Raw genomic sequence first — 26,424 nt, forward strand, 5'->3', positions numbered from 1 at the left:
TCGGCGCTCCGATGGGGGCCAGGCGCCGCGACGAGTCATAGCAGGGCTATGGCGAGGAGTGGCAACGCCGTCCACGCCGAAAAAGCGCCGCCAAGATCGTGTAGTTAACTTCTGAAGCACCATACTATTCTTCCAGCAGCCGGTACTTTTCGCGCAGCCGGTTGCGCAGGAACACGGCGGACAGGTTCAGCCCGGCGATCACCAGCACCAGCAGCAGGGCGGTGGCGTAGACCAGCGGGCGGGCAGCTTCCACGTTGGGGCTCTGGAAGCCGACGTCATAGATGTGGAAGCCCAGGTGCATGATCTTCTGATCCAGGTGCAGATAGGGATAGTTGCCGTCCAGCGGCAGCGAAGGCGCCAGCTTGACCACCCCCACCAGCATCAGTGGCGCCACCTCGCCGGCGGCGCGGGCCACGGCCAGGATCAGCCCGGTCATCAGCGCCGGGCTGGCCAGCGGCAGCACCACCTTCCACAGGGTCTCGGCCTGGGTCGCGCCCAGCGCCAGGGAGCCTTCGCGGATGCTACGGGGAATGCGCGCCAGGCCCTCTTCGGTGGCGACGATCACCACCGGCACGGCGAGGATCGCCAGGGTCAGCGAGGCCCACAGCAGCCCCGGGGTGCCAAAGGTCGGCGTGGGCAGACTGGCCCGGAAGAACAGCTGGTCCAGGGAGCCACCCAGCACATAGACGAAGAAGCCCAGGCCAAAGACGCCATAGACGATGGCCGGCACCCCGGCGAGGTTGTTGACCGCGATGCGGATGGTACGGGTCAGCGGGCCCTGGCGGGCGTACTCGCGTAGGTAGATGGCGGCGATGACGCCAAAGGGGGTGACGATCACCGCCATCAGCAGGGTCATCATCACGGTGCCGAAGATGGCCGGGAAGACCCCGCCCTCGGTATTGGCCTCGCGCGGATCGGCGCTGAGGAATTCCCACAGCTTGCTGCCATAGAAGCCGAGCTTGGCGCCCAGGCCCATGGCGTTGGGCTGATAGGCGCGCACGATGCGGGCGAGATTGAGTTCCAGGGTGCGGCCCTCGACGTCGCGCAGCACCACGCTGTCGCGGCGGCGCTCCTGGCGCAGGCTGGCCAACTGGTCTTCCAGCTCGCCGTAACGGGCTTCGAGCTCGGCGCGGCGGGCGGCGAGGTCGGCCTGGGCGGTGGCGTCGAGACGCCCGTCCAGCTCCAGGCCGCGGCCCTCCAGGCGCAGCCGCTCCAGGGCATGATTGACGCCGCCGATGTCCTGCTTTTCCAGGCGCTCCAGGCGCTCGCTCAGGTCGCGGGTGCGCAGCAGGCGGCGCTGCAGTTCGGGCACCGCCGCGGCGCCCTTGGCCACCTGGCGTCCCTCTTCGCGCACTTCCAGCGCATAGCCGTAGAAGTTGCCCCATTCGCGGCGCTCCAGCACCAGGGCGTCGGCCGGGGTCTGGCGATCCTGCAGCCAGTCGCCGACCAGCCAGACGAAGTCGCTGCCATAGAGATCGCGATTGCCCAGCTTGAAGAGTTCGCGGGTCAGGGTTTCGCCACTGTCCGGCGGCAGGGCTATCCCGGCGCTGCGCAGCCGCTCGGCCGGGATCGTCTCCTGTTCCACCACCTGGCCGAGCACCAGGCGCGCTTCCAGGCCCGGCGGCGTGTAGCGCGCCTGCACCACCTCGGCCGGCCAGAAATGCGCCAGGCCGCGCACGGCGAGGATGCCGATCAGGCCCAGGGTCATGAGCACGGCGATGGCCACGGCGCCGCCGCTGAGCCAGACCCCGGGCGCGCCGCCACGCAGCCAGACGCCCAGGGAGCGCCGCCGTCCAACGCCCTGCCGCTGCGGCGCGCCGGTGCTAGAGGGCCGCATAGTTTTTCCTCAGCCGCTGGCGGATCAGTTCGGCCAGGGTGTTCATCAGGAAGGTGAAGCTGAGCAGCACCAGCGCGGCCAGGAACAGCAGCCGGTAATGGGTGCCGCCCACCTCGGATTCGGGCATCTCTACGGCGATATTGGCCGCCAGGGTGCGCATGCCCTCGAACAGGTTGGCATCCATAATCGGGGTGTTGCCGGTGGCCATGAGCACGATCATGGTCTCGCCGACGGCGCGGCCCAGGCCGATCATCAGCGCCGAGAAGATGCCCGGGCTGGCGGTGAGCAGCACCACCCGCGTCAGGGTCTGCCAGGGGGTGGCGCCCAGCGCCAGGGAGCCCAGGGTCAGGCTGCGTGGCACGCTGTAGATGGCATCCTCGGCGATGGAGAAGATGTTGGGGATGACGGCGAAGCCCATGGCCAGCCCGATGATCAGGGCGTTGCGCTGGTCATAGGCGATGCCCAGCTCCTGGCTCAGCCAGAGGCGCAGGTCGCCGGCGAACAGCAGCCCTTCCAGCGAGGGGCTGAGCCATAGCGCCAGGGCGGTGGTCAGCAGCACCACCGGCAACAGCAGCAGGCTTTCCCAGCCTTCCGGGATCCGCTCGCGTAGCGTGAGCGGCAGGCGCGACCAGCCAAAGCCCGCGGCGAGGATGGCCAGCGGCAGGAGCAACAGCAGGCTGAACAGCCCGGGCAGGTGGTTTTCCACGAAGGGCGCCAGGAACAACCCGGCGAAAAAGCCAAGGATCACCGTGGGCAGGGCCTCCATCAGCTCGATGACCGGCTTGACCGTGCGCCTCATGCGCGGCGCCATGAAGTAGGCGGTATAGATCGCTGCGGCAATGGCCAGGGGCGCGGCGAACAGCATCGCGTAGAAGGCCGCCTTGAGGGTGCCGAAGGTCAGCGGCGCCAGGCTCAGCTTGGGTTCGAAGTCCGCGGTGGCGGCGCTGGACTGCCAGACCCGCGCCGGTGCTTCGTAATTCTCGTACCAGACCTTGCCCCAGAGCGCCGACCAGGAGACTTCCGGGTGCGGATTATCCAGGCGGAAGCCGAGCAGCCGACCGTTCTCTTCCAGCAGCAGCCGGTCGGCGCGCGGCGACAGCGCCAGCACCCCGGCGGCGGGGGCGAGCTGCTCACGCAGCAGGGTGCGCCCGGCGGTGCTGTGGAAGACCCCGAGTTCACCGGCGGCATCCAGCGCGACGAAGCCTTTGCGCCGCTGCTCGGGCACCAGCTGGACGATGGGCGCCGTGCCTAGTTGGAAATCGCGGATATGCCTCAGCACCGGTTCGCCATCCTGGCCGCGGACCATGAACCACTGACTGACGCCACCCTTGGCGGTACCCACCAGCAGCGATACGCCGCCCAGCAGCTGGGCGCTGGCGGTGACCTCGTTGTCGGCGGCATCGAGCAGCTTGTAGTGGCCGTTGAGACTGCCGTCATGCAGGTCGAAGACATCCGCCTGGGCGCGGCCATTGAGGGCATAGAGCCAGCGGCCGCGAGGATCGAGGTGAATGGCCTTGACCGCGGCATTGAGCGGCCCGAGGGTGATCGAGGTGCGGACCGGCGTGGCCTGGTCGCCGGTCACCGGAGTCGCCAACCCGCCGAGACGCAGGGCTGTCACCCGGTTGCCCTGGGCCCCGGCCAGCACCAGCAGGTCCTCGTCGCCAGCGATGGCGACCCGCTCCAGGGCCGCGCGTGGCGCGCCCAGGTCCAGGGGCTCGCGCCCGTAGGGGAAGTCCAGTTCAGGGGTGATGACCCGCTCGCCCTGGGGATAGCGGGAAACATAGCGCTTGTGCGCCACCAGCACGCGACCATCGGACAGACCCAGGGCGATCAGCCCACGGGGGGCATCCTGGGCCTGGCTGCTGATGGTGACGCCAGGCGGCAACGGCAGGCGCTCGCGGATGACCGGCTGGCCGTCGGCCAGGGTAAAGAACGTCGCTTCGCCGCCCTGGGAGAGGTGCAGGCCGAGGCGATTCTGTTCGTCGACACCCAACAGCAGCGGCGCCCCGGCCGTTGCCAGCCAAGCGGGTTGCGGCAGCGGCTCGGCTTCGAGACTGGCACCGCGCAGCAACGGCAGCACCACATAGGCCAGATAGAAGAAGATCAGGGTGATGGTGGCCAGCACGGCCAGGCCGCCGGCCAGCACCGAGCCCCGTACCAGTCGATCCTGCAGCGCCCGCCAACGTCGCCGCCGACGCAGTGCAGGCGTGTTGAAGTCCAGCCGAGCAGGGCCGCGAGGATCGGGCGGGGACGGAGGTACCGGGGATTTCATGGCGCAGAGCCTAATCACGTCGTGTGACAGAAAGGTTACAGCGAATGAGCGGCCAGGGGCGCTCCGCCCAGTGCGGGCGTTGAGCGCCGGCCGCTCAGTAACCCAGCGTCTTCAGCGCCTGCTGCACCACGGGGGCCGGTAGGGGAATATAGCCGTCCTTGACTACGGCCTCCTGACCGTTGCGCGAGAGGATCAGGCGCAGGAATTCCCCTTCCAGGGGATTGAGCGGGCGGTTCGGCGCCTTGTTGACATAGACATAGAGATAACGCGCCAGCGGATAGCGCCCGGACAGGGTGTTTTCCTGGTTGTCCTCGACGTAGTCGGTGGTGCCTTGCCGGGCCAGCGCCAGGGTGTGGACACTGGCGGTCTGGTAGCCGATACCGGAGTAGCCGATGCCACCCAGCGACTGGCTGATGGCCTGGACCACCGAGGCCGAGCCGGGCTGCTCGTTGACGTTGGCGCGGAAGTCGCCACGGCACAGCGCCGCTTCCTTGAAGTAGCCGTAGGTGCCCGATACCGCATTGCGGCCGAATCTCTGGATCGGGCGCTTGGCCCAGTCACCGGTCAGGCCCAGGTCGCCCCAGGTCTTGATCTCGTGCGGACCGCCGCACAGCCGGGTGCTGGAAAAGATCGCATCGACCTGCTCCAGGGTCAGCTGCCGCAGGGGATTGTCCTTGTTGACGAAGATCGCCAGGGCATCGATGGCCACCGGCACCGCGGTGGGCGGGTAGCCGAAGCGCTGCTCGAAGGCCTGCAGCTCGGCGTCCTTCATCTTTCGACTCATGGGGCCGATGCTGGCGGTGCCTTCGGTGAGCGCTGGTGGCGCGGTGGACGAGCCGGCCGCCTGGATCTGGATATTGAGATTGGGATACTGGCGCTTGTAGCTCTCGGCCCAGAGCGTCACCAGGTTGGCCAGGGTGTCGGAGCCCACGCTCGACAGATTGCCGGAGATTCCGCTCACCTTCTGGTAGTCGGGGATGGCCGGGTCGACGCCCTCGGCCCGAGCGGTCGTGCCACCTAGCGCCAGGGCGAGCGCCACAGCGGTCAGCGGACCTTTGATGTCCATACCGGATTCCTCGCGGGGATGGGAGACGGGCCTGGGCCGGCGACGCTCAGACGCGACCTGGCACTTTAGCCGGGCATTGTGACGGATTTATGAGAGATCGCCAGCCAGGGTGGCGGGTTCGACTAGGCTGCAAGAGGACCTGCGCTGCACCACCCTGGCGCAGGCCTGGCCTCCGGACCTGCCCTGATCGCTCTCGCTGGCGGCCTTGATGGACCGGACCAACATTTGCACAGCTAAGCATTCATCTCAGTGCAGAGGAACGCACCATGGCCCAGGCTCTTCCGACGTCCTCCACCCCGGCCGCTCAGGCAACCACCGCCCCGCCCTCGCGCGCCAAGCTGATCGCCGCGGCCAGTCTCGGCAACGGCCTGGAGATGTTCGACTTCACCGTCTTCAGCTTTTTCGCCGCCATCATCGGCCAGCTCTATTTCCCCTCGGACACCCCCTATGGCTCCTTGCTGATGGCGGTCGGGGTCTTTGGCGTCGGCTTCGTCATGCGCCCCCTGGGCAGCATGGTGCTGGGCGCCTATGCCGATCGCCACGGGCGCAAGCAGGCCATGCTGCTGACCATTTCGCTGATGGGCCTGGGCAGCGCCCTGATCGCCTTTACCCCGACCCACGCCCAGATCGGCATCGCCGCGCCGCTGATCCTGCTGCTGGGGCGCCTGCTGCAGGGCTTTTCCGCCGGCGGCGAGATCGGCGCCGCCACCACCCTGCTGCTGGAATCGGCCAGCCCCGGCCGGCGCGGCTTCCATGTCAGCTGGCAGGTGATCAGCCAGGGCGGCAGCGCCCTGCTCGGCGCCGGTCTGGGCGCCCTGCTCACCCGCAGCCTGTCCGAGGCCGAGCTGCACGCCTGGGGCTGGCGCATCCCCTTCCTGGTCGGCTTGCTGATCATCCCGGTCGGCCTCTATATCCGCCGCCAGGTGGACGAGACCTGGAGCGGCGCCGGCACGGTCGAAGGCGGTCCGGTGCGTGCCTTCCTGCGCGAGCATCCGCGGCGCTTCGGCCTGGGCCTGTTGATCGTGATGTCGGCAACCCTGCTGACCTACCTGATGCAGTTCTACATGCCCACCTACATGACCCGTATCGTCGGCCTGCCGGCCACCAGCGCCTACCTGGCCGGGGTGGCCTCCAGCGCCGTGCAGATGGCCGCCGCCCTGGCCGCCGGGCTGCTGCTGGATCGCTTCGGTCGCTACAAGCCGGTGGCCCTGGTCAGCCTGGCGGTGGCCCTGCTGGGCATCTACCCGGCCTTCGTCTGGCTGAACGACCCCACCACCCAGGGCCTGGCCTTCGCCGCCCGCTTCGTGGTGATCACCGCCATGAGCGTCAACATGACCGCCGGGCTGCTGCTGATCCTCGCCGGCCTGCCGCGGCCGGTGCGCGCCACGGGACTGGCCATGACCTACGCCCTGGCGGTGACCCTGTTCGGCGGCACCGCCCAGTTCATCGCCACCTGGCTGATCGAGGCCACCGGCAGCCCGCTCGCCCCGGCCTGGTACCTGATCGTCATGCTGCTGATAGGATGGCTGGCACTGCTGAGCTATCCCGAACGCCACCTGGATTGAGAGAGATCGCCATGAGCCTTGCCACTGCTGCGGATCAAGACGCCACCGCCCGTCATATCGCCGGCTACCTGCCGGACATGGTCGCCCTGCGCCGCGACATCCACCGCCATCCCGAACTGGGTTACCAGGAACAGCGCACCAGCGACCTGGTGGCCGCCGCCCTCTCGGGCTGGGGCTACGAAGTCCATCGCGGCCTGGGCGGCACCGGGGTGGTCGGCACCCTGCGCGCCGGCAGCGGCAGCGGCAGCAAGGTGCTGGGCATCCGCGCCGACATGGACGCCCTGCCGATCCTGGAGACCACCGGCCTCGACTACGCCAGCCAGCACCCGGGGCGCATGCACGCCTGCGGTCACGACGGCCACACCACCACCCTGCTCACCGCCGCCCGCTGCCTGGCCGAGACCCGCGCCTTCGACGGCACCCTGCACCTGATCTTCCAGCCGGCCGAGGAAGGCCTGGGCGGCGCCCTGAAGATGATGCAGGACGGCCTCTTCGAGCTGTTCCCCTGCGACCAGGTGTTCGGCCTGCACAACATGCCTGGCGTGCCCACCGGCAAGTTCTGCTTCGTCGACGGCGCCGCCATGGCCTCCTCCGACACCGCCCTGCTGCGCATCCGCGGCCAGGGCGGCCACGGCGCGGTGCCGGACAAGGCCGTCGACCCCATCGTCGCCAGCGCGGCCACGGTCATGGCGCTGCAGACGGTGGTCTCGCGCAACGTGGCGCCGCTGGATACGGCGGTGGTCACCGTGGGCAGCATCCACGGCGGCGAGGCCTCCAACGTCATCCCCGACGCCGTGGAGATGAAGCTGACCATCCGCGCCTTCCAGGACAGCACCCGCGACCTGCTGGAGCAGCGCATCGGCGCCCTGGTGCGCGCCCAGGCGGAAAGCTTTGGCGCCACCGCCGAACTGGACTACCAGCGCGGCTATCCGGTGCTGGTCAACCACGACGGTCCCACTGCCTTCGCCCGCCAGGTGGCCGTGGACCATTTCGGCGCCGACGCCCTGCATCCCTTCGCGCCCATCCCGGCCAGCGAGGACTTCGCCTACATGCTGCAACAGGTGCCCGGGTGCTACCTGTTCGTCGGCAACGGGCCCAGCGCCAACCTGCACAACCCGGCGTACGACTTCAACGACGCCCTGCTGCCGGTGGGCGCGCGCTACTGGGTCAAGCTGACCGAGGCCTTCCTCACCGCCTGAGGCCCCGCCCCGCCGGCCCCCTCACCCAGGGTGCCGGCGACGGATTCTTCACGCACGGGCCGCTAGACTGCCCGGTCATCGTTCAGCCACAGAGAGATCGCCATGCGTCGTGTTCCGCGCCTGGGCTGGCGCCAGGGTCTGGCGCTGGGCGTTGTTGTGCTAGCCGCGGGTTTCGCCTATCCGGCCTGGCGGCATTTCCATCCGGTCAGTGCGGCCGAGGGCTGGCGCTATCGGGAATTCGCCGCCGACATCCCCATGGTCAGCGCCCTGGCCCTGGATGCCGATGGCAGCCTGTTCGTGACCCAGGAATTTTCCAGTCGCCGCGGCAGCCTGCTGCGGCTGCTGCCCACGGGCGAGCGCCAGCCGGTGCTGGGCGAGCTGTCCAAGCCCGATGGTCTGGTGATGTTCCAGGGCGGTCTGGTGGTCAGCCAGGAAGGCGGGCCGCTGCCGGTGTTTCTCCTGCGTGATGGCCAGCGCCAGGCCCTGTTCGACGGCAACGACGTCGAGGGCGTCGCCACCGATGGCCAGACCCTCTACGCCATCGAGGACCTGCCGCGCGGTCGCCTGCTCAGCTACGACCCGCTGCAACGCCGCCTGGTGGTGCTGCGCGACGGCCTGGAAGAAGGCGAAGGGGTGGCGCGCTGCCCGGATGGCCGGCTGTTCTATACCGAAAAGGCCAAGGGGTGGGTCAAGCAGTGGCAACCCGGGGGTGCAGACACCCTGGTCGCCACGGGCCTCGACGCCCCCGGTTTCGTGCAGTGCTCGGCCGACGGCCTGTGGATCACCGAAGACGCCACCCACGGCGCCCGGGTGCTGCTGGTGCAGCCCGACGGTCGCCTGGTCACGGTGATCTCGCACCTGCGCTCGGCGCAGACCCTGATCCCTCGCGGCGACGGCCATTATCTGGTCGCCGAGCAGGGGCGCAACCGCATCCTGGAATTGTCGCGAGAAGCCGGAGCCGCTCGCTAAGAGTCTGCTCATAATCTGCTGCGCGTCGGCCAAACTACGTTGAAAAGGCCCTGGGTCGCCAGCCCGGTCGGAATGCTCATTTACGATCTGTAAACTCTGCTTCCTCAAGCCTTTTCGCCTTGTTTGGCTCTAGCTCGCGAGATTATGAACAGGCTCTAAGTCGGCTCCGGGGGGCCTCAGGGCAGGCGATACACCAGGCAGGGGTTGCCGTTGAGGCGGCGACCCAGCACTGGGGTGAGGTCGGCCAACGGGGTGCCCGCCAGCAGCTCACGGTCGTCGCGGGCGAGGATGATCCAGGCACCGGACGGCAGGTGCGCCAGGTCCGCGACCTGGGGTCGGGCGATGAAGATCGGCTGCTCGTCGTGGTCCAGGTTCATCATGTAGCGGATCGCCCAGCTGTCCTGGCCGAGACCGAAGAACACCAGCGGACCCGGCTGCTGCTGACGCAGACCCTCCACCTGCTGGACGAAACCGCGGGTGTCGTACTGCAGGTCCTGGGCTGGCTCCACCACCGTGACCAGCATCAGCCATTGGGCGGCCAGCGCCAGGGCGCTCAGGGCAAGCAGCCGGCGACTGCCGGTCAGGCGCCGCCAGCCGACCAGGGCGGCGATCTGCAGCAGGACGAAGGCCGGCACCAGCAGCGCCAGGGAGACGTCCGGCCAGTAGCCGTGGCGCTGCCAGAGGTGACGACAGACCAGCATGGCGATCAGGGCGAGCCCTGGCAGCGCCAGCACCAGCGTCGCGTAGAGCGGCGCGACCCGGCGGAACCAGCTCTCCGCACGCAGCAGGCCATGGGCGGCGATGGCGGCCAGGAAAGGCACCATGGGCACCACATAGTAGGCGCGCTTGAAGTGCGGGATGGACAGTCCGACCAGGATCAGCAGACCGCTCCCGGCGAGGCCCAGCAGCAGGCGGCGCTGGGCGGTGTGCGGCCAGGTCAGCAGGCGGCGGCGCTCGGCGATCAGCACCAGCAGCGCCAGGGGCAGCACCGGCAGATAGCGATACAGACCTAGTTGCAGATAGAACCAGAACGGCTTGCCGCTCTCGTCCAGCCGGCCGGTGACCTGCATGTGCCAGACCTCGGCGGCGAAGTCCGCCCCGCCCTCGTGATGGGCCAGCTGGATCAGCGTCCACCAGCCCAGGGCGAGCAAGGCGAGACCGGCCAGGCCATAGCCAAAGAGGCGCTGCAGGGCGAGGGTGCGCCGCGCCGGCTCGCCCCAGGCGACCACCAGCCAGTAGAGGCAGACCACGCCACAGGGCTCGATCAGCCCCAGCGGGCCGCGGATGGCGAAGCCCAGGGCGAACAGCGGCAGCACCAGCAGGCGGCGCAGCGGGCGGCCGTCGCGGTCGGCGCTATGGAGCAGGTAGAAGCAGAGCAGCACCACCAGGGCGACCAGCTGGTCCAGGCAGACCGCGCGGGCCTTTTCCAGCCATTGCGGGGTCAGGGCCACCAGCAGCACCGTGAGCAGTGCCCAGGCACGGCGGGTGTCGGCCAGCAGCCGATAGGTCAGCGCCAGCACCGCGGCCGAGGCCAGGGCGGTGGGCAGCACGTTGGCCAGGTGATTGGGCGCGCCGAGCGCCTTGGCCGCTAGCCAGCTCAGCCAGGTGGCGGTGCCGGGATAGTCCGGATAGGGCTGGCCGTAGGTGGTGGCGAAAAAGGACGGGCCATGGCGAAACATCTCGCCGAGGAAGACCGCCCAGCGACCGTCGAAGCCCTGGGGCGCCTGGTTCCAGATGCCGAGGGTGAACATCAGGGTGGCGACCACCCCGAGCAGCAGGCTTTCACGGCGCAGGCGACTGGCCGCCGGCAGCGCGTAGAGGGGCGCGCTGCGTGGGGTCAGGGGCATGGGCGAGACCATCAGGCGGCATCCACGCGGCGGGTGACCTGAGGACCGCCCAGGGCGGCGCCACGCCCGATGGCGAAGTATTCGATGCCGCGGCGCTCCATGCGCTCGGGATCGAACAGGTTGCGCCCGTCGAAGATCAGCGGCTGGTTGAGCTGGCGGGCGATCAGATCGAAGTCCGGCGCCTTGAACTGTTGCCACTCGGTGCAGATGACCAGGGCATCGGCCCCGGCCAGGGCCGCCTCGGGGGTACCCATCAGCGCCAGGCGTTCGTCATGGCCATAGAGGCGCTGGGCCTCGGCCATGGCCACCGGATCGAAGGCGCGCACCTTGGCACCGGCCGCCCAGAGGGCCTCCATCAGCACCCGGCTGGGCGCATCGCGCATGTCGTCGGTGTTGGGTTTGAAGGCCAGCCCCCAGAGGGCGAAGGTGCGGCCGCGCAGGTCACCGTCGAAGTAGGTGTTGATGCGCTCGAACAGCTTGGTCTTCTGGCGCACGTTGATGGCCTCCACGGCGCGCAGCAGATCCAGCTCCACGGCATTTTCCTCGCCGGTGCGGATCAGCGCCTGCAGGTCTTTGGGGAAGCAGGAGCCGCCGTAGCCGCAGCCCGGGTAGATGAAGTGGTGGCCGATGCGCGGATCGGCGCCGATGGCCTGGCGCACCGCCTCGATGTCGGCGCCGACGTGCTCGGCGAGTTCGGCGATCTGGTTGATGAAGCTGATCTTGACCGCCAAGAGGCTGTTGGCGGCGTACTTGGCCAGCTCGGCGCTGCGCAGGTCCATGCACTGGATGCGGTCATGGTTGCGGTTGAAGGGCGCATAGAGTTCGCGCATCAGGTCGCGGGCCACCGGCGAATCGGTGCCCACCACGATGCGATCGGGCTTCTTGCAGTCGGCGATGGCGGCGCCTTCCTTGAGGAATTCCGGGTTGGAGACCACCTCCACGTGCAGGGTGCGACCCTCTTCGGCGAGCACCTCGTGGATCAGCGCGCGGACGCGGTCGCCGGTGCCCACCGGCACGGTGGACTTGTTCACCACCAAGAGCGGATCGCGGGAGACCGGCTGGCCGATCAGCGGCTCGCGGCGCAGGCGGGCGATGGTCTCGGCCACGGCGAAGACGGCGGACAGATCGGCCGAGCCATCGGCGGCCGGCGGGGTGCCCACGGCGATGAACTGCACGGCGCCATGGGCCACGGCCTCGGCGGCCTCGTGGGTGAACACCAGGCGACCGGCGGCCAGGTTGCTGCGCACCAGCTCTTCCAGACCCGGTTCATAGAGGGTCACCTCGCCACGCTTGAGCTTGTCGATCTTGGCGCGGTCGATGTCCATGCACACCACCTGGTGGCCGACTTCCGCCAGCACGGCGGCCTGCACCAGACCCACGTAGCCGATGCCGAAAACGCTGATGTTCATAGGGTATTCCTCAAGGTGGGAGTGGCGCTGGCGCGGGGCCCGCCGACAAGGGCGACGCCGGCCACGACCAGCGCGACGCCCAGGGTTTTCCAGGGGGTGAAGGATTCGGCGGCGCCTGGCAGCCAGGCCGCGCCGAGGTGGACGAACACATAGGAGAGGCCGAGCGCCGCATAGGCGCGACCCAGCGGCAGGCGCGCCAGGGCCGCCAGCCAGGCCAGCAGCGACAGGCCATAGCAGAGGATGCCCAGGGCCAGCAGCAGACCGGCCGCGCCGAACAGCGCCGACGGCGTGCTCAGCCACGTGGCCATCGCCGGCAGCCGCACCAGGGCGGCGCGCAGCGAGAGTTGCGCGAGGGTGGTGAGCAGGATGCTCAGGCCAAGCGGGAACAGGCCGTTCATAGCTGGCCCCCCAGCAGGGCGGCGCCGGCGACGATGCACAGGCAGCCGCACCAGGCGCGGGCGTCCACCGCCTCGCCGAACACCAGCCGGGCCAGCAGGGTCACCGCCAGGGTGTTGAGCGAGAGCAAGGGATAGGCGACGCCCACCGGCACCCGCTGCAGCACCGCGCACCAGACCAGCAGGGCCAGGCCCAGGCAGACCAGCGCGCCCCACAGCCAGGGCGAGCGCAGTCGTGCGGCCAGGGCGTTGCCGGCGGCCACCGCGCGCTTCTGGCCCAGTTGGCCGGCGCAGGTGAGGCCGATCACCACGGCGATCAGCAGGCCGTCGAGGGCGGTCATGGTGTCGGCCTCGGATAGACCAGCAGCACCAGGCGCTCGCTGGCGATGCTCTCGCCGGGCTCGGGCAGGCTGTCGAGCAGCTGGCGATCGCTGGGACCGTCGACCCGCAAGAGGATGGCCACCGGACCCTGGTCGCGATGGGCGGCGAGCCAGGCGGCCAGGTCGCGCTCTTCGATCAGGCGACCACTGGCCGGCTCGCGGGCGAAGCCGTACTTGAGCTCGCCCGGACCGCCCACCAGCACCACGTCGTCGCGGTGAGTGGCCCAGGCCAGGCTGGCGGCCACGCCGAGGTCGTTGCTGACCAGCAGGCCGGCATTCTTGAAGTGGCCGAGCTGGGCCTGGATGAAGCTGCTCGGCAGCTTGTTGTCGACCAGGCTGTTGGGCAGGGCGATGGACAGCAGCGGCAGCAGCACCCAGAGCGCCAGGGCCGGCGCCAGCAGGGTGCGCCGCGGCCAGACCAGGGCGGCCAGACCGGCCAGCAGCAGCGCCAGGGGCGCCAGCAGGGCCAGGGCACGGGTCAGGCCTTCGCCGCTTTCATAGAGGCGACCGCCATAGATCAGCAGGGCGGCAACGCCGGCCAGGCCCAGCAACAGATTGCACAGGCCGTTCAGGCGAAGGGCGCCGGTGGCGCCGCGGCGGCCCGCCTCCAGCAGGGTGCGCGCCAGCAGCGGCACCAGGGCGGCCAGGGTCGGCAGCAGGTAGGTGGGCAGCTTGCCGCGGCTGAAGCTGAAGAACAGCAACTGGCCGACCACGGCGATGCCGAGGAAGGCGGTACCAGCATGGCGGCGCTCCTGCCAGGTCCGGCCCAAGGTACGTGGCAGCAGGCCGGCCCAGGGCAGGATGGCCAGCAGCAGCACCGGGCCATAGAACCAGAACGGCCGCTCGTGCTGGGCATCCTGGCCGGCGAAACGCTGGATGTGCTCGTGCCAGAAGAAGAAATTCCAGAAGTCCGCATCGCGCTGGGCCACCAGCAGCGCCCAGGGGGCGACCACCAGGATCGCCACCAGCACCGCCAGCGGACCGCGGCAGAGCAACTCGCCCAGGCGCCGCTGCAGGAGGAAGAAGGGCACGGCCACCAGCACCGGCAGCACCAGGGCGAGAAAGCCCTTGGTCAGCAGGCCGCAGCCACAGGCCAGTCCCAGCAGCGCCCACTGGGCCAGGGCCGCGCCGCGGGTCGCGGCGGCCTGGGCCTGCCAGAGGGCGAGCAGCGCCAGGGCCATCCAGAAGGCGAACTGGGCGTCGAGGGTGACGTAGGTGGCCAGACCCGCCACGGCCACGCAGGAGAGATAGACCACCCCGGCAAGCAGCGCCAGCGGGCGGTCCTGCCAGATCAGCCGGGTCAGGCGCGCCACCAGGGCGGCGGTGGCGAGACTGGCCAGCAGCGGCACCAGGCGTACGCTGAACAGCGAATCACCGAGCCAGGCCTGGGCGATGGCCTGGGTCCAGTAGCCGCCGATGGGTTTCTCGAAATAGGGCAAGCCGAGGAAGTGCGGTACCACCCAGTCGCCACGCCGCCAGAGTTCCTGGGCGATCTGCGCATAGCGCGACTCGTCCGGGATCCACAGGCCACGCCAGGCCAGCGGCAAGGCATAGGCCAGCAGCGCCAGCGGCAGCAGCATCCACAGGCGTCGCCGACTCATGCCTGCACGCCCAGCCAGCCCTGGCGTCCGGCCAGGCTGCCCCGCACCAGATTGCCCGCGGGCAACTGGCGCGGATCGGCCGGCAGGCGGTCGCCCAGGGTCAGGAACAGGACGTCCTCCTCCCGCGCCGCCTTGAGCAGGGCGCGGAAGTCCTCGGCGAAGGCGATGCCTTCCACCTCGGCGTGCAGGGTGTAGACGTTGAGCGCCCCCGGACGGAAGCGCTTGAGCAGATAGTCGTTCCAGTCACCGGCGGCCAGCTCCGGGCCGACCACCTCGTCGAAGGTGGGCATGTCCACCGGCACCTGGGGGGTGCCGTGGCCGCCGTTGCCCAGCCGCGGGCGGAACAGCGCACTGCCGCGGCAATCGCTGTTGTACCTGAGGCCGAAGGCTTCCTTGGCCAGCACCACGCGCGGATCGGCGCGCCAGCCGGCGGCGGCGGAGCAGTCCACCTTGTCACCGAGGATGTCTTCCAGAGCCTGCAGGCCACGGCCGAATTCGGCGCCCAGGCGCTCCAGGCTCCAGCTGCCGGTATGGGCCTGCCAGGCGTGGTGGTCCCAGGCATGCAGCCCGACCTCGTGGCCGCGGGCGCGGGTCTCGCGCATCAAGTGACCGAGGTCGCGGCCGATGGGGCGACCCGGCCAGGCGGTGCCGGCCAGCAGGATGTCCCAGCCATAGAGGCTGGCGGCCTTGGATCTGAGCATCTTCCACAGGAAGGTGGGCTTCACCAGGCGCCAGAGGTGGCGGCCCATGTTGTCCGGTCCGACGCTGAAGAAGAAGCTGGCCTTGACCCCGGCTTCGTCCAGCAGGTCGAGCAGCCGCGGTACTCCTTCGCGGGTGCCGCGATAGGTGTCCACGTCGATGCGCAGGCTGGCCGGGATCAGGGCTTTCATCAGGCCTCCCGCTGCGCCATGGCTTCGCGCAGGAAGAAGTCCAGCGTCTTGCCGACGGTGGCGGCCATGGCGGTGCTCGGCTGCCAGTCGATCAGGCGGCGGGCGTTCTCCACGCTGGGCTTGCGGTGGGCCACGTCCTGGTAACCGTCGCCGTAGAAGCTCTTGCTCTCCACCTCGCGGAAGCCGGCGAAGGGCGGGAATTCGTGGCGCAGCGGATGGGCCTCGAACTGGGCCAGCAGCTCCTCGGCCAGCTCGCGAATGCTCGCTTCGTTGTCCGGATTGCCGATGTTGACGATCTGGCTGTCGCAGCGACCGCCCTGGTTCTCGATGATGCGGAACAGCGCCTCAATGCCGTCGTCGACGTCGGTGAAGCAGCGCTTCTGGGCGCCGCCGTCGACCAGCTTGATCGGGGTGCCTTCCACCAGGTTGAGGATCAGCTGGGTGATGGCGCGGGAGCTGCCGATGCGCGCGGAGTCCAGCCGATCCAGGCGCGGGCCCATCCAGTTGAACGGACGGAACAGGGTGAATTTCAGACCCTTGGCGCCGTAGGCCCAGATGACCCGGTCGAGCAGCTGCTTGGAGACCGAGTAGATCCAGCGCTGCTTGTTGATCGGGCCGACCACCAGGTTGGAGCGGTCTTCGTCGAAGCGCTCGTCCTGGCACATGCCGTACACCTCGGAGGTGGACGGGAAGATCACGCGCTTTCCGTACTTCACGCAGTGGCGAACGATCTTGAGGTTTTCCTCGAAGTCCAGTTCGAACACGCGCAGCGGATTGCGGGTGTATTCGATGGGGGTGGCGATGGCCACCAGCGGCAGCACCACGTCGCACTTCTTGATGTGGTATTCCAGCCACTCGGTGTGGATGGAGATGTCGCCTTCCACATAGTGGAAATTCGGATCGGCCTTGAGCCGTTCGATGGCGTCGGAGCCGATGTCCAGGCCATAGACCTCGTACTCGCCGTCGGCCAGCAGGCGCTCGGAGAGGTGGTTGCCGATGAAACCGTTGACGCCGAGGATCAGCACCCGGGTACGGCGCTTGGCGCGGCGATCCTGGCGGTGCAGGCGGGCACCGGCCACCAGGCCGGCTTCGCGGGCCAGTTGCGGACCGGACAGATAGAGGCCGTTGTCGCCCAGCTGGCCGGCCTGGATTTCCAGGACGCCCTCGCCACAGGCGATGCGCAGGGGTTCCAGGCTCAGCACGCTGCCGGGGGCCTGGCCATGGCTTTCCTGACGCGCCTGGGCGCTCCAGACGATCAGCTTGCGATCACCGATCCAGCCGAAGGCGCCCGGATAGGGTTGGGTCACGGCGCGCACCAGGTTGTTCAGCTCCACAGCCGGACGGCTCCACTCCAGCTCGCCATCGGCGGCGCTGCGGCGGCCAAAGGTGGTGGCCTGGCTCTCGTCCTGCTCGCGTTCGGTCAGGCGGCCTTCGGCCAGGGCCGGCAGGCTGTCGCGCAGGAGCGTCTGGCTGGCTTCGCGCAGCTTGGCGTGCAGGGTCAGGGCGGTGTCGTCGGCAGCGATGGCGACGCGTTGCTGGGCGACGATGGCGCCGGCGTCGGCGCGCTGGACCATGCGGTGCAGGGTCACGCCGGTCTCGGTCTCGCCGTTGACCAGCACCCAGTTGGCCGGGGCGCGACCGCGATAGCGCGGCAGCAGCGAACCGTGCAGGTTGTAGGCGCCGCGCTTGGCGCAGGCCAGGACGTCATTGGACAGCAGGTTGCGGTAGTAGAAGGAGAAGATGAAATCCGGCTCCAGGGCGCGGATGCGCTCGACCCAGATCGGGTGGTTGACGTCTTCCGGCGCGTGCACCGGGATGCCGTGGCGGGCGCAGAGTTGGGCCACCGAACCGAAGAAGCGATTTTCGCTCGGATCGTCCGGGTGGGTGAAGACGGCGGCGATGGGATAGCCGGCCTGGATCAGCGCGGCGAGGCCGGCGCAGCCGATGTCGTGGTAGGCGAAGACGATGGCGGTTTTCATCAGGGGCTTTCCTGTTACTGGACCTGGCGCAGCGGCGCCGGCGAAGGAGAAAGGGTGGCGGCGCGGATCACTTGTTCCACGTGGAACCGGGGCCGGGCACGGACGTCGTGGTACACCCGGCCGAGGTACTCGCCGAGCAGACCGAGGCCGACGAACTGGGCGCCGGTAAAGATGAACAGCACGGCGAACAGCGAGAACACACCGTCGGCCGCCCACTCGGCGCCGTGGGTGACGCGCAGCACCAGCAGCAGTGCGGCGAAGAGGAAACCGAAGACGGCCAGGCCACCGCCGAACAGGCTGAGCATGCGCAGCGGGGTGGTGGTCATGCAGGTCAGCAGGTCGAACATCAGGTTGATCAGCTTGAGGAAGCCGTACTTGGAATCCCCGTGTTCGCGCTCGGCGTGGGCCACCTCGATCTCGGTGGTGTGGCGGGCGAAGCTGTTGGCCAGGATCGGGATGAAGGTGCTGCGCTCGTGGCAGGCCAGCATCGACTGCACCACCTGGCGACGATAGGCGCGCAGCATGCAGCCGTAGTCGCGCATGGCGACGCCGGTGGAACGCTGCACGGCGCGATTGATCAGCCGCGACGGCAGGGTGCGCAGGTAGGAGTCCTGGCGCTGCTGGCGCACGGTGCCGACCACGTCGTAGCCCTGGGCGGCGGTGTGCACCAGGCGCGGGATCTCTTCCGGCGGATTCTGCAGATCGGCGTCCAGGGTGATGATCAGATCGCCACGGGCCTGCTCGAAGCCGGCGAGGATCGCCGAGTGTTGGCCGTAGTTGCGATTGAGCAGCACCGCCACAACGGGACTGTCCGGCTCGCTGGCGGCCTGCTGCAGCAGTTCGGCGCTGCGGTCGCGGCTGCCGTCGTCGACCAGGATGATCTCCACCTGGCAATCCAGCAGGCGGCAGGCGGCGCGGGTGCGGCGCAGCAGTTCCGGCAGACTGGCTTCTTCGTTGTAGACGGGGATCACCACGGATACCCGGTCGATGGCATAGGGCTTCATGCGCCTTTCTCCAGCAGGTCTTCGATGGCGCCGACCACGCGGTCGACGTCGGCGAGGGTCATGTCGGGAAACAGCGGGATGGAGCACAGCCGTGCCGAATTCCATTCGCTGTTGGGCAGCGCCAGCGCAGGCCAGCGCTCGCGGTACCAGGGATGCAGATGGGTGGCGGTGAAATGGATGCCGGTGCCGATGCCGCGCGCCTTGAGGCCGGCCATGAAGGCTTCGCGCTCCAGCCCGCAGCGCTCGGGGCAGATACGCAGGATGTAGAGGTGCCAGGCGTGGGTCTGGGCGTAGTCGGGCAGCGCCAGCGGGGCGACCGGCAGCTGCGCCAGGCGCTGGGTGTAGGCCTGGGCCAGCAGCCGCCGGCGGCTGTTGATGTCGCCCAGGCGATCCAGCTGCACCAGGGCCAGGGCGGCATGGATGTCCGAGAGGTTGTATTTGAAGCCGGGCTCCTGCACCTGGGCCTGGGGCTTGCGGCCCAGGGCGTGACGGTCGAAGGCATCCACCGCCAGACCGTGGAATTTCAAGCGGCGCACCCGCTCGGCCAGGGTGGCGTCGTCGGTCACCAGCATGCCGCCTTCGGCGCAGGTCAGATTCTTGATGGCGTGAAAGCTGAAGATGGCGGTGCCACGCTGGCCGATGGGCTCGCCCTGGTAGCGGGTGCCGGCGGCGTGGGCGGCGTCTTCGATCAGCGCCACGCCATGCTTGCGGGCCAGGGCGCGCAGCGGGGCCAGGTCGCAGCTGGCGCCGGCGTAGTGCACCGGCACGATGGCCTTGGTGCGCGGGGTGATGGCGGCGGCCACCTGCTCGGCGGAGACCATCAGGGTGTCGCGGTCGACATCGACGAACACCGGGGTGGCACCGATCAGGGTGATCATGTTGGCGGTGGAGACCCAGGTCAGCGAGGGGGTGATCACCTCGTCGCCCGGGCCGATGTCCAGCGCCAGCAGGGTCACGTGCATGGCGGCGGTGGCCGAGCACAGGGCCACGGCGTGGGCGGCGCCCACCGAATCGGCGAAGCGCTCTTCCAGTAGGTTGGCCTGGGGGCCGGTGGTGATCCAGCCCGAGGTCAGCACCTTGCTCACCGCGGCCACTTCCTCGGCGCCGATGCTGGGTCGGGAGAACGGCAGGAAAGGCTCGTCCAGCTGACGCGGGGCGGTGCTCTGGGACAGATCGGTCATGGCGGCTCATCCGAAGCGAGGGGCGCCGGGACAGGACAGCCGACGCGATGAGCCCAGGCTAAGGCGTCTTGCCTTACGGCCCCCTTAGCGCAACCTGACAACTGCCTGACAGCCGGTCAGCTCGCCGGCCACCCCCGTGAACCCCTTGGCAAAACAAGGGCTTAGCCTGTTACGAATGGGGTGCCGGTGGTCGGTGAGAGGCCTAGAATGCTGATCCCTGCCCCCTTGGCAGTCCCGAACCTGACACGAGAGACGACCGCGCCCATGCTGGACAACACCCTGAGCGAACTGGAAACCGCCATCCGCGACCTGCTGCAGCGCAACCAGCGCCTGACCGCCCGCACCCAGGAACTGGAGCAGGCCCTGCTGGCCGCGCGCGAGGAAAACGACACCCTGCAACTGAGTCTGCTGGAGCAGGAAGAACACGGCGCCAGCACCCGCCAGCGCGTGGAAGGCCTGCTGGCCCTGCTGTCTGCCCAGTCCGTCGAGCAGGCGGTAGCCGCCGACGCCGAGCAGCGCCACGCGGCCAGCGTCGAGTGAAGACCGCAGGCGCAGGCGCCGACGACGAGGTGGAGGTGCTCGGTCGCCGCTACCGCTTCAAGGTGGCCGAAGGCGACCGCGCCGCCCTGCAACAGGCCGCCGCCCGCCTGCGCGACGAACTGGTCGCCATCCAGGGCGATCGCCGCCGCGGTGACGCCATCGAGCTGCTGGTGCTGGCCGCCCTGCGCCTGAGCCTGGACACCGCCGCCGATGCCGGCGCCCTGAGCGCCCTCGACGCCCGCCTCCAGGCCCTGACCGCCGAGGTACGGGCGACGCAGGAGGCCTAGCCTCATCCACAGAGGCACGCCACCCGCGCCGTTCTGCCCCTCTCCCCCTGGGAGAGGGTTGGGATGAGGGCGCCGCTCCGCGCGAAGCCGACCTGCGCTCGACGCCGCCGTGTTGGGCTTCGACGATGGGGCCGTCTCAGCCCAACCTACGAAAGCCACACCGCCCTGCCCCGCTAATCTTGACCACCCCGCTGCCCCATGCGAGCTTCGGTGCCCTTCCCCTGCCCTGGAGGTCCGTCATGTCCGGTATTCGCTGGCTCGCCTTGCCGCTCTTGAGTATCGCCCTCGGCGCCCAGGCCGCGCCGACGCCGCTGCCGGCCCTGCTGGACGCCATGGCCCAGCGCCTGACGCTGGCCGATCAGGTGGCCCGCAGCAAGCACGACAGCGGCAAGCCGGTGCTGGACGAAGCACGCGAACGCCAGGTGCTGCAGGACGTCGCCCAGGCCGCGCCCGCCGCCAGCGTCTCCCCGGCCACCGCCCAGACCTTTTTCGCCGCCCAGATGGAAGCCAACAAGCTGGTGCAATACGGCCTGCTGCAGGCCTGGCGGCGCAACGAACAGCCGCTGCCCGCCAGCACGACGGACCTCACGGCACTCAGGACCCAGCTGAACGAACTCCAGGCCAGGCTGCTCGGCGGTCTCGCCGCCACCGGCGAATTGCGCGCCGCCGCGGACTGCCCGGCGCAGCTGGAGCGCGCCCTCGCCGCCCATCTCGCCGCCGCACGCCCCGATGATCTCCACCGCCTGGCCCTGGTGCGAGCGCTGGGCGATTTCTGCACCCTGCCGCGCTGAGAGCCTGTGCATAATCGGCGGCACGGCGACCGAACCGCGTTGAATCCAAGGACCCTACATGCACATCCTGCTCGTCGAAGATGACGCCACCCTGGCCGACGGTATCCGCCGCGTCCTGGAAGGCCATGGCATGCAGGTCGACCTCCTGCGCACCGGCGCCGAGGCCGACGCCTGGCTGCGCACCACCCGCTTCGCCGTGGTGGTGCTGGACATCGGCCTGCCCGGTGGCCTGGACGGCTTCGAGGTGGTCCGCCGTCTGCGCCAGCGTGGCAGCGATCAGCCGGTGCTGCTGCTCACCGCCCGCGACGCCATCGACGACCGGGTACATGGCTTCGAGGTGGGCGCCGACGACTACCTGGTCAAGCCCTTCGCCGTGCCCGAGCTGGTGGCGCGGATCAAGGCGCTGGTCCGTCGCGCCGGTGGCCAGAACAGCGCCGACCTCACCCTTGGCGTCTTGCGCCTGGACACCGCCGCCCACCAGGCGCGCCTTGGCGACACCTCACTGGATCTCTCGGCCCGCGAGTGGGCGGTGCTCGAACACCTGCTGCGCCAGGCCGGCAAGGTGGTCTCCAAGCAGCAGATCATCGACGCCCTGGCCCCCTGGGGCAGCGAGGATCTGACCCACAACGCCGTGGAGGTCTATGTCTCGCGGCTACGGCTGAAACTGGCCGACTCCGGGGTCGGCATCCGTACCGTGCGCGGCTTCGGCTATCGCCTGGAAGAAGCCGCGCCATGACCGCCACCGCGCCCAGCCTGCGCCGGCGGCTGCTCAAGTGGCTGGTGCTGCCGGTGCTCCTGGTGAACCTCGCCGGCGCGGTGGTCAGCTATCAGTTCGCCCGCAAACCGGCGTTCAGCGCCCTGGACGGCGATCTCACCGATGCGGTGATCCTGCTGCTCGAACAACTGGAGGTGGATGGCAACGGCCGCCTGTGGCTGCCGACGGAAGCCGACTACCTGCTGCGCCATAACAGTCATGACCACGTCTGGCTGGCGGTCCGCACCCTCGATGGCCAGCTGCTGTTCGGCGATGAGGCCATGCCGGTCCAGGAGATCACCGACGAGATGCGCGACGGCCATACCACCGCCCTGCGCACCCGCATCAACGACCGCTCGGTGTTCATGGTCGGCCGCCTCGGCACGGTAGCCGGGCAACCGGTGGTGGCCAGCGTGGCCCAGACCCTGAGTCGCCACACCGCCGCCCTGCAGCGCATGGTGCTGACCCTGGTGGCGGTGCAGATCCTAGTCGCCCTGCTGATCGCCGCCCAGTTGCTCTGGGCGGTGCGCCGGGGCCTCAAGCCCCTGGAACGGCTGGAGCGCCAGCTCGACAGCCGCCACTACGATGACCTGGCGCCACTGCGCGAAGAGGGTGCGCCTCGCGAACTGGGCACCTTCGTCACCGCGCTCAACGGCCTGCTGCTGCGCATCCGCGAGGGCGCACGCAACCAGCGCGCCTTTCTCGATGACATGGCGCACCAGTTGCGCACCCCGCTGGCCGGCATCAGCACCCTGACCCAGTGGCTGCGCCAGCGCCATGCCGGGGATGCTGAAAGCGCCGCGGCCCTGGCGCAACTCCAGGCCGCCACCGAGCGCATGACCCGCCAGACCAACCAGTTGCTGACCCTGGCCCGCGCCGCCACCGCACGCCTGGAAAGTCCGCCACGCGAACCCCTGCGGCTGGACGAGCTGATCGGCGCAGCCATGCCCAGCCAGCTGTCCCAGGCCGATGGCCACGGCATCGACCTGGGCTACGAACTGGAGCCGCAGACCGTGCAGGGCAACGCCTTTCAGCTGCGCGACCTGCTCGACAACCTGGTCGACAACGCCCTCAGATACACCCCACGCGGCGGTCAGGTCACGGTAAGGCTGCGCGGCCAGGCCGGAGCGACGGTACTGGAGGTGGAAGACGACGGCCCGGGCATTCCCGAAGCGGAGCGCGAACGCATCTTCGAGCGCTTCTATCGCCTCGACAGCGGCATCCACGGCACCGGTCTGGGGCTGGCCATCGTCCGCGACATCGCCACCGCCCACGACGCCGGCATCGAACTGGCCACCGCCACCGGCGGCCACGGCCTGCGCGTGGCCATCCATTTCCCGCCCCTGGTCGTGACCCCGGCGGAGGCTTCGTAGGTTGGGCTGAGCCCTGCGAAGCCCAACACGCCCTGGCCAACCCTACACCTTAGCGCCCTCGCCACCCCGGATTCTCCAGCAGCACCGCCATCCCCTGCCCACCGCCGATGCACACCGCCGCTACCCCGTACCTGAGCCCCTCGGCGCGCAGCTGACGCGCCAGGGTGATGGCCAGGCGCAGGCCGGTGGCGGCCAGCGGATGACCCAGGGCGATGGCGCCGCCGTGCACATTGAGGCGCGCCGGATCCAGCTCCAGGGCCTGCTGCACCGCCAGCAGCTGGGCGCCCTGGGCTTCGTTGATCTCCAGGCGGTCGATGGCGTCCAGGGTCAGGCCGGCGCGGTCGAGCAGGGCCTGGATGGCCGGTACCGGCCCGCTGCCCATGACGTCCGGCGGCACCCCGACCACGCAGCTACCCCGCACCCAGGCCAACGCCCGTTCCGACGCGGCGTCCGCGCCCCGCGCCAGCAGCACGGCGGCGGCGCCGTCGGCCACCGCGCAGCTGTTGCCGGCGGTCTGGACGCCGCCCGGATGTACCGGCGTCAGCCGCGCCAGGGCCTCCGGCGACGTCTCGCGCGGATGGCTGTCATGCTCGACCACCGCGCAGCCCCGCGGCAGGCGCAACTCCCGCGGCGCCAGGCCCGCGGCCTCGAAGCGCGCCGCCGCCACCGGCACGATCTCTTCCGCGAACCAGCCCTGACGCTGGGCCGCCAGGGCGCGCTCGAAACTGCGCAGCGCCCAGGCATCCACGGCCTCGCGGGCGATGCCGTGGCGCTGCGCCAGGCGCTCCGCGGTGGCGATCATGTCCAGCCCGGCGGCCGGGTCCTTGAGCGCCTCCCAGAGGAAGTCGTGGAATTCCACCGGCGCGCCGAGGCGAAAGCCGCTGCGGTGGGTGTAGGCGGCGATGGGGTTGCGGGTCATGGACTCGGCCGCCACGCCCAGCACTCGACTGGCCTGGCCGCTCTGCAACTGGTCACTGGCTTGGCGCAGGAGTTCGAGGCCAGTGCCGCAGACCCGTTGCACCTGCAACGCCGGTACCGCCTCGGGCACCCCGGCATAGAGGCCGATATGGCGTGGCAGCAGGTAGGCGTCGAAGCTGGCCTGGGCCACCGAGCCGGCCAGCACGGAATCCACCGCCCCGGCGGCGTGGCCGCGCGCCAGCAGCGCCCGGGCCACGGCGATACCCAGGTCGGTGGGTGATACCTGCCCCAGAGCGCCATTCAGATCGGTCCAGGGCGTGCGCACGCCATCCAGCAACAGGACATCGTCGTAGAGCGCACTCATTCCGGTGGACATCGGGTACTCCTCTATTGCAGCAGATAGGCGTCGTAGACCACCGCCTTGCCCAGGCGCATGGCGCTGCCCACGCCTAGGGCGCGGTTGAGCCAGGCATAGACCGGAGCGGCGGTCTCGAAGGTCAGGGTGACGCGAAAGAAGTAGCGCCGCGGGTCCACCGGCTTGCCGGCGGCCAGCTCGCGCATCACCTCCGGCGGGCCGTAGCGATAGCCCTTGGTCTGCAGATAGATCAGGGCGCCATCGTCGGTCTGCAGCAGATAGCGGGTGTCGATGATGGCCAGGCCATCGGCGGTCACCACCTGCCAGTCGGCGCCGTTGTCGAGGATCCGGCCGTGCAGGCGCTGGCCGTCGAAGCGACCGCCGGTGATGGGGATGATGCGCCGCTTGCCCAGGTCGCTGGTCTGGCCCAGCTCCCACACCGGCGCGTCGAGGGCTACCTCGAAACGCGCCAGGGGTTCGAGCTGCAATGGTGGTGGCGTGGCGGTGGCCGGATCGCCGTCCGCCGTGGCCGCGCGGGCCAGGCCGGTCAGCATCAGCAACGTGACCAGCAGCAGGCTACGCATGACGGGGAGCCTCCACGCGGGCGGTGGCCGCGGGCGCCGCCGTCCGCCTTTGCAGCAGGGCCAGCACCGCGCCCGCGGCCACCAGCACCGCCGGGGTGGTGGCCACCACCAGGGTCGCCGCACCCCCGCCCAGGGCCAGGACCTGGCCCGCCAGCAGCGGTCCGGCCATGGCGCCCAGGCGCCCGACCGCCACCGCCGCACCGGTTCCGGTCGCCCGGACCGCCGCCGGATAGAGTTGCGGCGCCAGGGCATAGAGCACCAGTTGGCCGCCGACCACGAACAGCCCGGCGGCGAAACCGGCCAGGGCTACCAGCGGATAGGCCTTGGCCAGACCCAGCCCGGCCAGACCCAGCAGGATGCCCAGGTAGATGGCCAGCACCGTCAGCCGTGGCCGCCAGCGATCCATGAGCAGGCCGAACAGCACCGAGCCGATGCCGCCGCCCAGGTTGAAGAGGATCTGCACCCCCACCGCCTGGCCGCGGCTGAAGCCCTGGCCCACCAACAGCGAGGGCAGCCAGTTGAGCAGCATGTACATCACCGTGAGGGTGAAGAAGTAGCCCAGCCACAGCAGCAGGGTGGTCGACAGCGGGATGGCGCCCAGCCAGGCCCCGCGCGGCCCGCTTGCCTGAGGCCCACCGCGCGTGCGCAGAAAGCCGGCGGTCTCCGCCAGGTAACGTCCGAGCAGCGGCGCCACCAGCAGCGGCGCCAGGCCGCCGACATAGAACACTGTCTGCCAGCGGCCGACGTCCAGCAGCCCCACCACCGCCGCCAGGGCGCCACCCAGGGGTACGCCGCAGTACATCAGGCTGACCGCCGTGGCGCGGGCGCGCTCGTCCACCGACTCGGCGGACAGGGCGATCAGATTGGGCAGGGCGCCGCCCAGGCCGATGCCGGTGAGCAGCCGCGCCAGCAGCAGGCTCTCCAGACTCCAGACATGGGCGGTGGCCACCGAGAAGACCCCGAAGATCAGCACGCAGGCGATCAGCACCTTCTTGCGGCCGATGCGATCGGCGCACCAGCCGCCGATGAAGGCGCCGGGCAGCAGGCCGAGGATGCTGGCGCTGAACACCAGGCCCATCTGCCCCGGCTGGAAGCCGAAGGCCTTGGCCATGGCCGGGGCGGCGATGCCCATGGCCTGGAGGTCCATGCCCTCCAGCAGGGCGACGATGAAGCACAGCAGCAGGGTCAGGCGGGCCCCGGGCGGAACGGTCGAGAGCAGGCGCATGGT

Annotated in this window: 23 protein-coding genes; 8 read left to right on the plus strand and 15 right to left on the minus strand. The window is 69.7% G+C overall.

Annotation, left to right across the window (positions count from 1 at the left end; genetic code table 11):
- Positions 1-124: 124 nt before the first annotated feature.
- The 3 genes from pstA to V6W80_RS23025 form a co-directional block, all read right to left on the minus strand.
- Positions 125-1,837: a phosphate ABC transporter permease PstA gene (pstA, locus tag V6W80_RS23015; RefSeq protein WP_338545454.1), complete on the minus strand. Its 1,713-nt coding sequence runs from the start codon at positions 1,835-1,837 to the stop codon at positions 125-127.
- Positions 1,824-4,109 carry an ABC transporter permease subunit gene (locus V6W80_RS23020; protein WP_051226128.1) on the minus strand — a complete coding sequence of 762 codons (2,286 nt, stop codon included), beginning with the start codon at positions 4,107-4,109 and terminating at the stop codon, positions 1,824-1,826. The genes pstA and V6W80_RS23020 overlap by 14 nt, the downstream gene beginning before the upstream one ends.
- Positions 4,110-4,203: 94 nt before the next feature.
- A complete protein-coding gene (locus V6W80_RS23025; RefSeq protein WP_338545455.1) occupies positions 4,204-5,175 on the minus strand; it encodes a PstS family phosphate ABC transporter substrate-binding protein in 972 nt (323 codons plus the stop codon).
- A gap of 266 nt (positions 5,176-5,441) precedes the next feature.
- Here V6W80_RS23025 and V6W80_RS23030 point away from each other — a divergent pair, with 266 nt between their 5' ends.
- From V6W80_RS23030 to V6W80_RS23040, 3 genes are all read left to right on the plus strand, one after another.
- On the plus strand, positions 5,442-6,740 hold the full coding sequence (locus V6W80_RS23030; RefSeq protein ID WP_338545456.1) for an MFS transporter: 1,299 nt from the start codon (positions 5,442-5,444) through the stop codon (positions 6,738-6,740).
- Positions 6,741-6,751: 11 nt separating this feature from the next.
- Positions 6,752-7,939, plus strand: a complete 1,188-nt coding sequence (locus V6W80_RS23035) for a M20 aminoacylase family protein (protein WP_338545457.1) — start codon at positions 6,752-6,754, stop codon at positions 7,937-7,939.
- 102 nt (positions 7,940-8,041) lie between these two features.
- On the plus strand, positions 8,042-8,908 hold the full coding sequence (locus V6W80_RS23040) for a hypothetical protein (RefSeq protein ID WP_338545458.1): 867 nt from the start codon (positions 8,042-8,044) through the stop codon (positions 8,906-8,908).
- A gap of 176 nt (positions 8,909-9,084) precedes the next feature.
- Here the strand turns inward: V6W80_RS23040 and V6W80_RS23045 are convergent, their stop codons facing one another.
- The 9 genes from V6W80_RS23045 to arnB are packed head-to-tail and all read right to left on the minus strand — an operon-like array spanning position 9,085 to position 19,558.
- On the minus strand, positions 9,085-10,767 hold the full coding sequence (locus V6W80_RS23045) for a glycosyltransferase family 39 protein (RefSeq protein ID WP_338545459.1): 1,683 nt from the start codon (positions 10,765-10,767) through the stop codon (positions 9,085-9,087).
- Positions 10,767-12,164, minus strand: coding sequence for a UDP-glucose dehydrogenase family protein (locus V6W80_RS23050; protein ID WP_068384545.1), 1,398 nt, complete (start codon positions 12,162-12,164; stop codon positions 10,767-10,769). The genes V6W80_RS23045 and V6W80_RS23050 overlap by 1 nt, the downstream gene beginning before the upstream one ends.
- Positions 12,161-12,562, minus strand: coding sequence for a 4-amino-4-deoxy-L-arabinose-phosphoundecaprenol flippase subunit ArnF (gene arnF, locus V6W80_RS23055; protein ID WP_059316670.1), 402 nt, complete (start codon positions 12,560-12,562; stop codon positions 12,161-12,163). The genes V6W80_RS23050 and arnF overlap by 4 nt, the downstream gene beginning before the upstream one ends.
- The gene (locus tag V6W80_RS23060) at positions 12,559-12,900 is read right to left on the minus strand and encodes an EamA family transporter (RefSeq protein ID WP_184289557.1); all 342 of its coding nucleotides are present in this window, start codon (positions 12,898-12,900) and stop codon (positions 12,559-12,561) included. The genes arnF and V6W80_RS23060 overlap by 4 nt, the downstream gene beginning before the upstream one ends.
- Entirely contained in the window at positions 12,897-14,540 is a 1,644-nt protein-coding gene (arnT, locus tag V6W80_RS23065) for a lipid IV(A) 4-amino-4-deoxy-L-arabinosyltransferase (RefSeq protein ID WP_338545460.1), read from the minus strand. Before arnT ends, V6W80_RS23060 begins: the two co-directional genes overlap by 4 nt.
- Positions 14,537-15,418 carry a 4-deoxy-4-formamido-L-arabinose-phosphoundecaprenol deformylase gene (arnD, locus tag V6W80_RS23070; protein ID WP_338547498.1) on the minus strand — a complete coding sequence of 294 codons (882 nt, stop codon included), beginning with the start codon at positions 15,416-15,418 and terminating at the stop codon, positions 14,537-14,539. Before arnD ends, arnT begins: the two co-directional genes overlap by 4 nt.
- Positions 15,419-15,429: 11 nt before the next feature.
- Positions 15,430-17,409 carry a bifunctional UDP-4-amino-4-deoxy-L-arabinose formyltransferase/UDP-glucuronic acid oxidase ArnA gene (gene arnA / locus V6W80_RS23075; protein ID WP_430707775.1) on the minus strand — a complete coding sequence of 660 codons (1,980 nt, stop codon included), beginning with the start codon at positions 17,407-17,409 and terminating at the stop codon, positions 15,430-15,432.
- A 14-nt stretch (positions 17,410-17,423) separates the two neighbouring features.
- Positions 17,424-18,413: an undecaprenyl-phosphate 4-deoxy-4-formamido-L-arabinose transferase gene (arnC, locus tag V6W80_RS23080; protein WP_241807518.1), complete on the minus strand. Its 990-nt coding sequence runs from the start codon at positions 18,411-18,413 to the stop codon at positions 17,424-17,426.
- On the minus strand, positions 18,410-19,558 hold the full coding sequence (gene arnB, locus V6W80_RS23085; RefSeq protein WP_338547500.1) for a UDP-4-amino-4-deoxy-L-arabinose aminotransferase: 1,149 nt from the start codon (positions 19,556-19,558) through the stop codon (positions 18,410-18,412). Before arnB ends, arnC begins: the two co-directional genes overlap by 4 nt.
- Before the next feature lie 300 nt (positions 19,559-19,858).
- On the opposite strand from arnB, the gene V6W80_RS23090 reads away from it, so the two are divergent.
- From V6W80_RS23090 to V6W80_RS23110, 5 genes are all read left to right on the plus strand, one after another.
- On the plus strand, positions 19,859-20,134 hold the full coding sequence (locus tag V6W80_RS23090; RefSeq protein ID WP_007161495.1) for a hypothetical protein: 276 nt from the start codon (positions 19,859-19,861) through the stop codon (positions 20,132-20,134).
- Entirely contained in the window at positions 20,131-20,421 is a 291-nt protein-coding gene (gene zapA, locus V6W80_RS23095) for a cell division protein ZapA (RefSeq protein WP_338545461.1), read from the plus strand. The genes V6W80_RS23090 and zapA overlap by 4 nt, the downstream gene beginning before the upstream one ends.
- Positions 20,422-20,660: 239 nt before the next feature.
- Complete coding sequence (locus tag V6W80_RS23100) at positions 20,661-21,212, plus strand: chorismate mutase (RefSeq protein ID WP_338545462.1); 552 nt, start codon at positions 20,661-20,663, stop codon at positions 21,210-21,212.
- Between the two features lie 58 nt (positions 21,213-21,270).
- The gene (locus V6W80_RS23105) at positions 21,271-21,948 is read left to right on the plus strand and encodes a response regulator transcription factor (RefSeq protein WP_068384534.1); all 678 of its coding nucleotides are present in this window, start codon (positions 21,271-21,273) and stop codon (positions 21,946-21,948) included.
- Positions 21,945-23,339, plus strand: coding sequence for a sensor histidine kinase (locus V6W80_RS23110; protein ID WP_338545463.1), 1,395 nt, complete (start codon positions 21,945-21,947; stop codon positions 23,337-23,339). Before V6W80_RS23105 ends, V6W80_RS23110 begins: the two co-directional genes overlap by 4 nt.
- Positions 23,340-23,388: 49 nt before the next feature.
- Here V6W80_RS23110 and V6W80_RS23115 read toward each other — a convergent pair whose 3' ends face one another.
- From V6W80_RS23115 to mhpT, 3 genes are read right to left on the minus strand one after another with little or no spacing between them, the layout of a single operon-like run.
- Entirely contained in the window at positions 23,389-24,621 is a 1,233-nt protein-coding gene (locus V6W80_RS23115; protein ID WP_430707828.1) for a thiolase family protein, read from the minus strand.
- 23 nt (positions 24,622-24,644) lie between these two features.
- Positions 24,645-25,196 (minus strand): DUF3237 domain-containing protein, encoded by a 552-nt coding sequence (locus V6W80_RS23120; protein WP_338545465.1) that lies wholly within the window; start codon positions 25,194-25,196, stop codon positions 24,645-24,647.
- A complete protein-coding gene (mhpT, locus tag V6W80_RS23125; RefSeq protein WP_338545466.1) occupies positions 25,189-26,421 on the minus strand; it encodes a 3-(3-hydroxy-phenyl)propionate transporter MhpT in 1,233 nt (410 codons plus the stop codon). The genes V6W80_RS23120 and mhpT overlap by 8 nt, the downstream gene beginning before the upstream one ends.
- Positions 26,422-26,424 lie beyond the last annotated feature (3 nt).

Origin of the sequence: Pseudomonas benzopyrenica, from assembly GCF_036884265.1 — a bacterium.
Classification (GTDB): domain Bacteria; phylum Pseudomonadota; class Gammaproteobacteria; order Pseudomonadales; family Pseudomonadaceae; genus Chryseomonas; species Chryseomonas benzopyrenica.

Bases quoted from the DNA above. Each gene is read 5' to 3' on its own strand.
- pstA (WP_338545454.1), bottom strand. From the start codon at position 1,837: ATGCGGCCCTCTAGCACCGGCGCGCCGCAGCGGCAGGGCGTTGGACGG.
- V6W80_RS23020 (WP_051226128.1), bottom strand. From the start codon at position 4,109: ATGAAATCCCCGGTACCTCCGTCCCCGCCCGATCCTCGCGGCCCTGCT.
- V6W80_RS23025 (WP_338545455.1), bottom strand. From the start codon at position 5,175: ATGGACATCAAAGGTCCGCTGACCGCTGTGGCGCTCGCCCTGGCGCTA.
- V6W80_RS23030 (WP_338545456.1), top strand. From the start codon at position 5,442: ATGGCCCAGGCTCTTCCGACGTCCTCCACCCCGGCCGCTCAGGCAACC.
- V6W80_RS23035 (WP_338545457.1), top strand. From the start codon at position 6,752: ATGAGCCTTGCCACTGCTGCGGATCAAGACGCCACCGCCCGTCATATC.
- V6W80_RS23040 (WP_338545458.1), top strand. From the start codon at position 8,042: ATGCGTCGTGTTCCGCGCCTGGGCTGGCGCCAGGGTCTGGCGCTGGGC.
- V6W80_RS23045 (WP_338545459.1), bottom strand. From the start codon at position 10,767: ATGGTCTCGCCCATGCCCCTGACCCCACGCAGCGCGCCCCTCTACGCG.
- V6W80_RS23050 (WP_068384545.1), bottom strand. From the start codon at position 12,164: ATGAACATCAGCGTTTTCGGCATCGGCTACGTGGGTCTGGTGCAGGCC.
- arnF (WP_059316670.1), bottom strand. From the start codon at position 12,562: ATGAACGGCCTGTTCCCGCTTGGCCTGAGCATCCTGCTCACCACCCTC.
- V6W80_RS23060 (WP_184289557.1), bottom strand. From the start codon at position 12,900: ATGACCGCCCTCGACGGCCTGCTGATCGCCGTGGTGATCGGCCTCACC.
- arnT (WP_338545460.1), bottom strand. From the start codon at position 14,540: ATGAGTCGGCGACGCCTGTGGATGCTGCTGCCGCTGGCGCTGCTGGCC.
- arnA (WP_430707775.1), bottom strand. From the start codon at position 17,409: ATGAAAACCGCCATCGTCTTCGCCTACCACGACATCGGCTGCGCCGGC.
- arnC (WP_241807518.1), bottom strand. From the start codon at position 18,413: ATGAAGCCCTATGCCATCGACCGGGTATCCGTGGTGATCCCCGTCTAC.
- V6W80_RS23090 (WP_007161495.1), top strand. From the start codon at position 19,859: ATGCTGGACAACACCCTGAGCGAACTGGAAACCGCCATCCGCGACCTG.
- V6W80_RS23100 (WP_338545462.1), top strand. From the start codon at position 20,661: ATGTCCGGTATTCGCTGGCTCGCCTTGCCGCTCTTGAGTATCGCCCTC.
- V6W80_RS23105 (WP_068384534.1), top strand. From the start codon at position 21,271: ATGCACATCCTGCTCGTCGAAGATGACGCCACCCTGGCCGACGGTATC.
- V6W80_RS23110 (WP_338545463.1), top strand. From the start codon at position 21,945: ATGACCGCCACCGCGCCCAGCCTGCGCCGGCGGCTGCTCAAGTGGCTG.
- V6W80_RS23115 (WP_430707828.1), bottom strand. From the start codon at position 24,621: ATGAGTGCGCTCTACGACGATGTCCTGTTGCTGGATGGCGTGCGCACG.
- V6W80_RS23120 (WP_338545465.1), bottom strand. From the start codon at position 25,196: ATGCGTAGCCTGCTGCTGGTCACGTTGCTGATGCTGACCGGCCTGGCC.
- mhpT (WP_338545466.1), bottom strand. From the start codon at position 26,421: ATGCGCCTGCTCTCGACCGTTCCGCCCGGGGCCCGCCTGACCCTGCTG.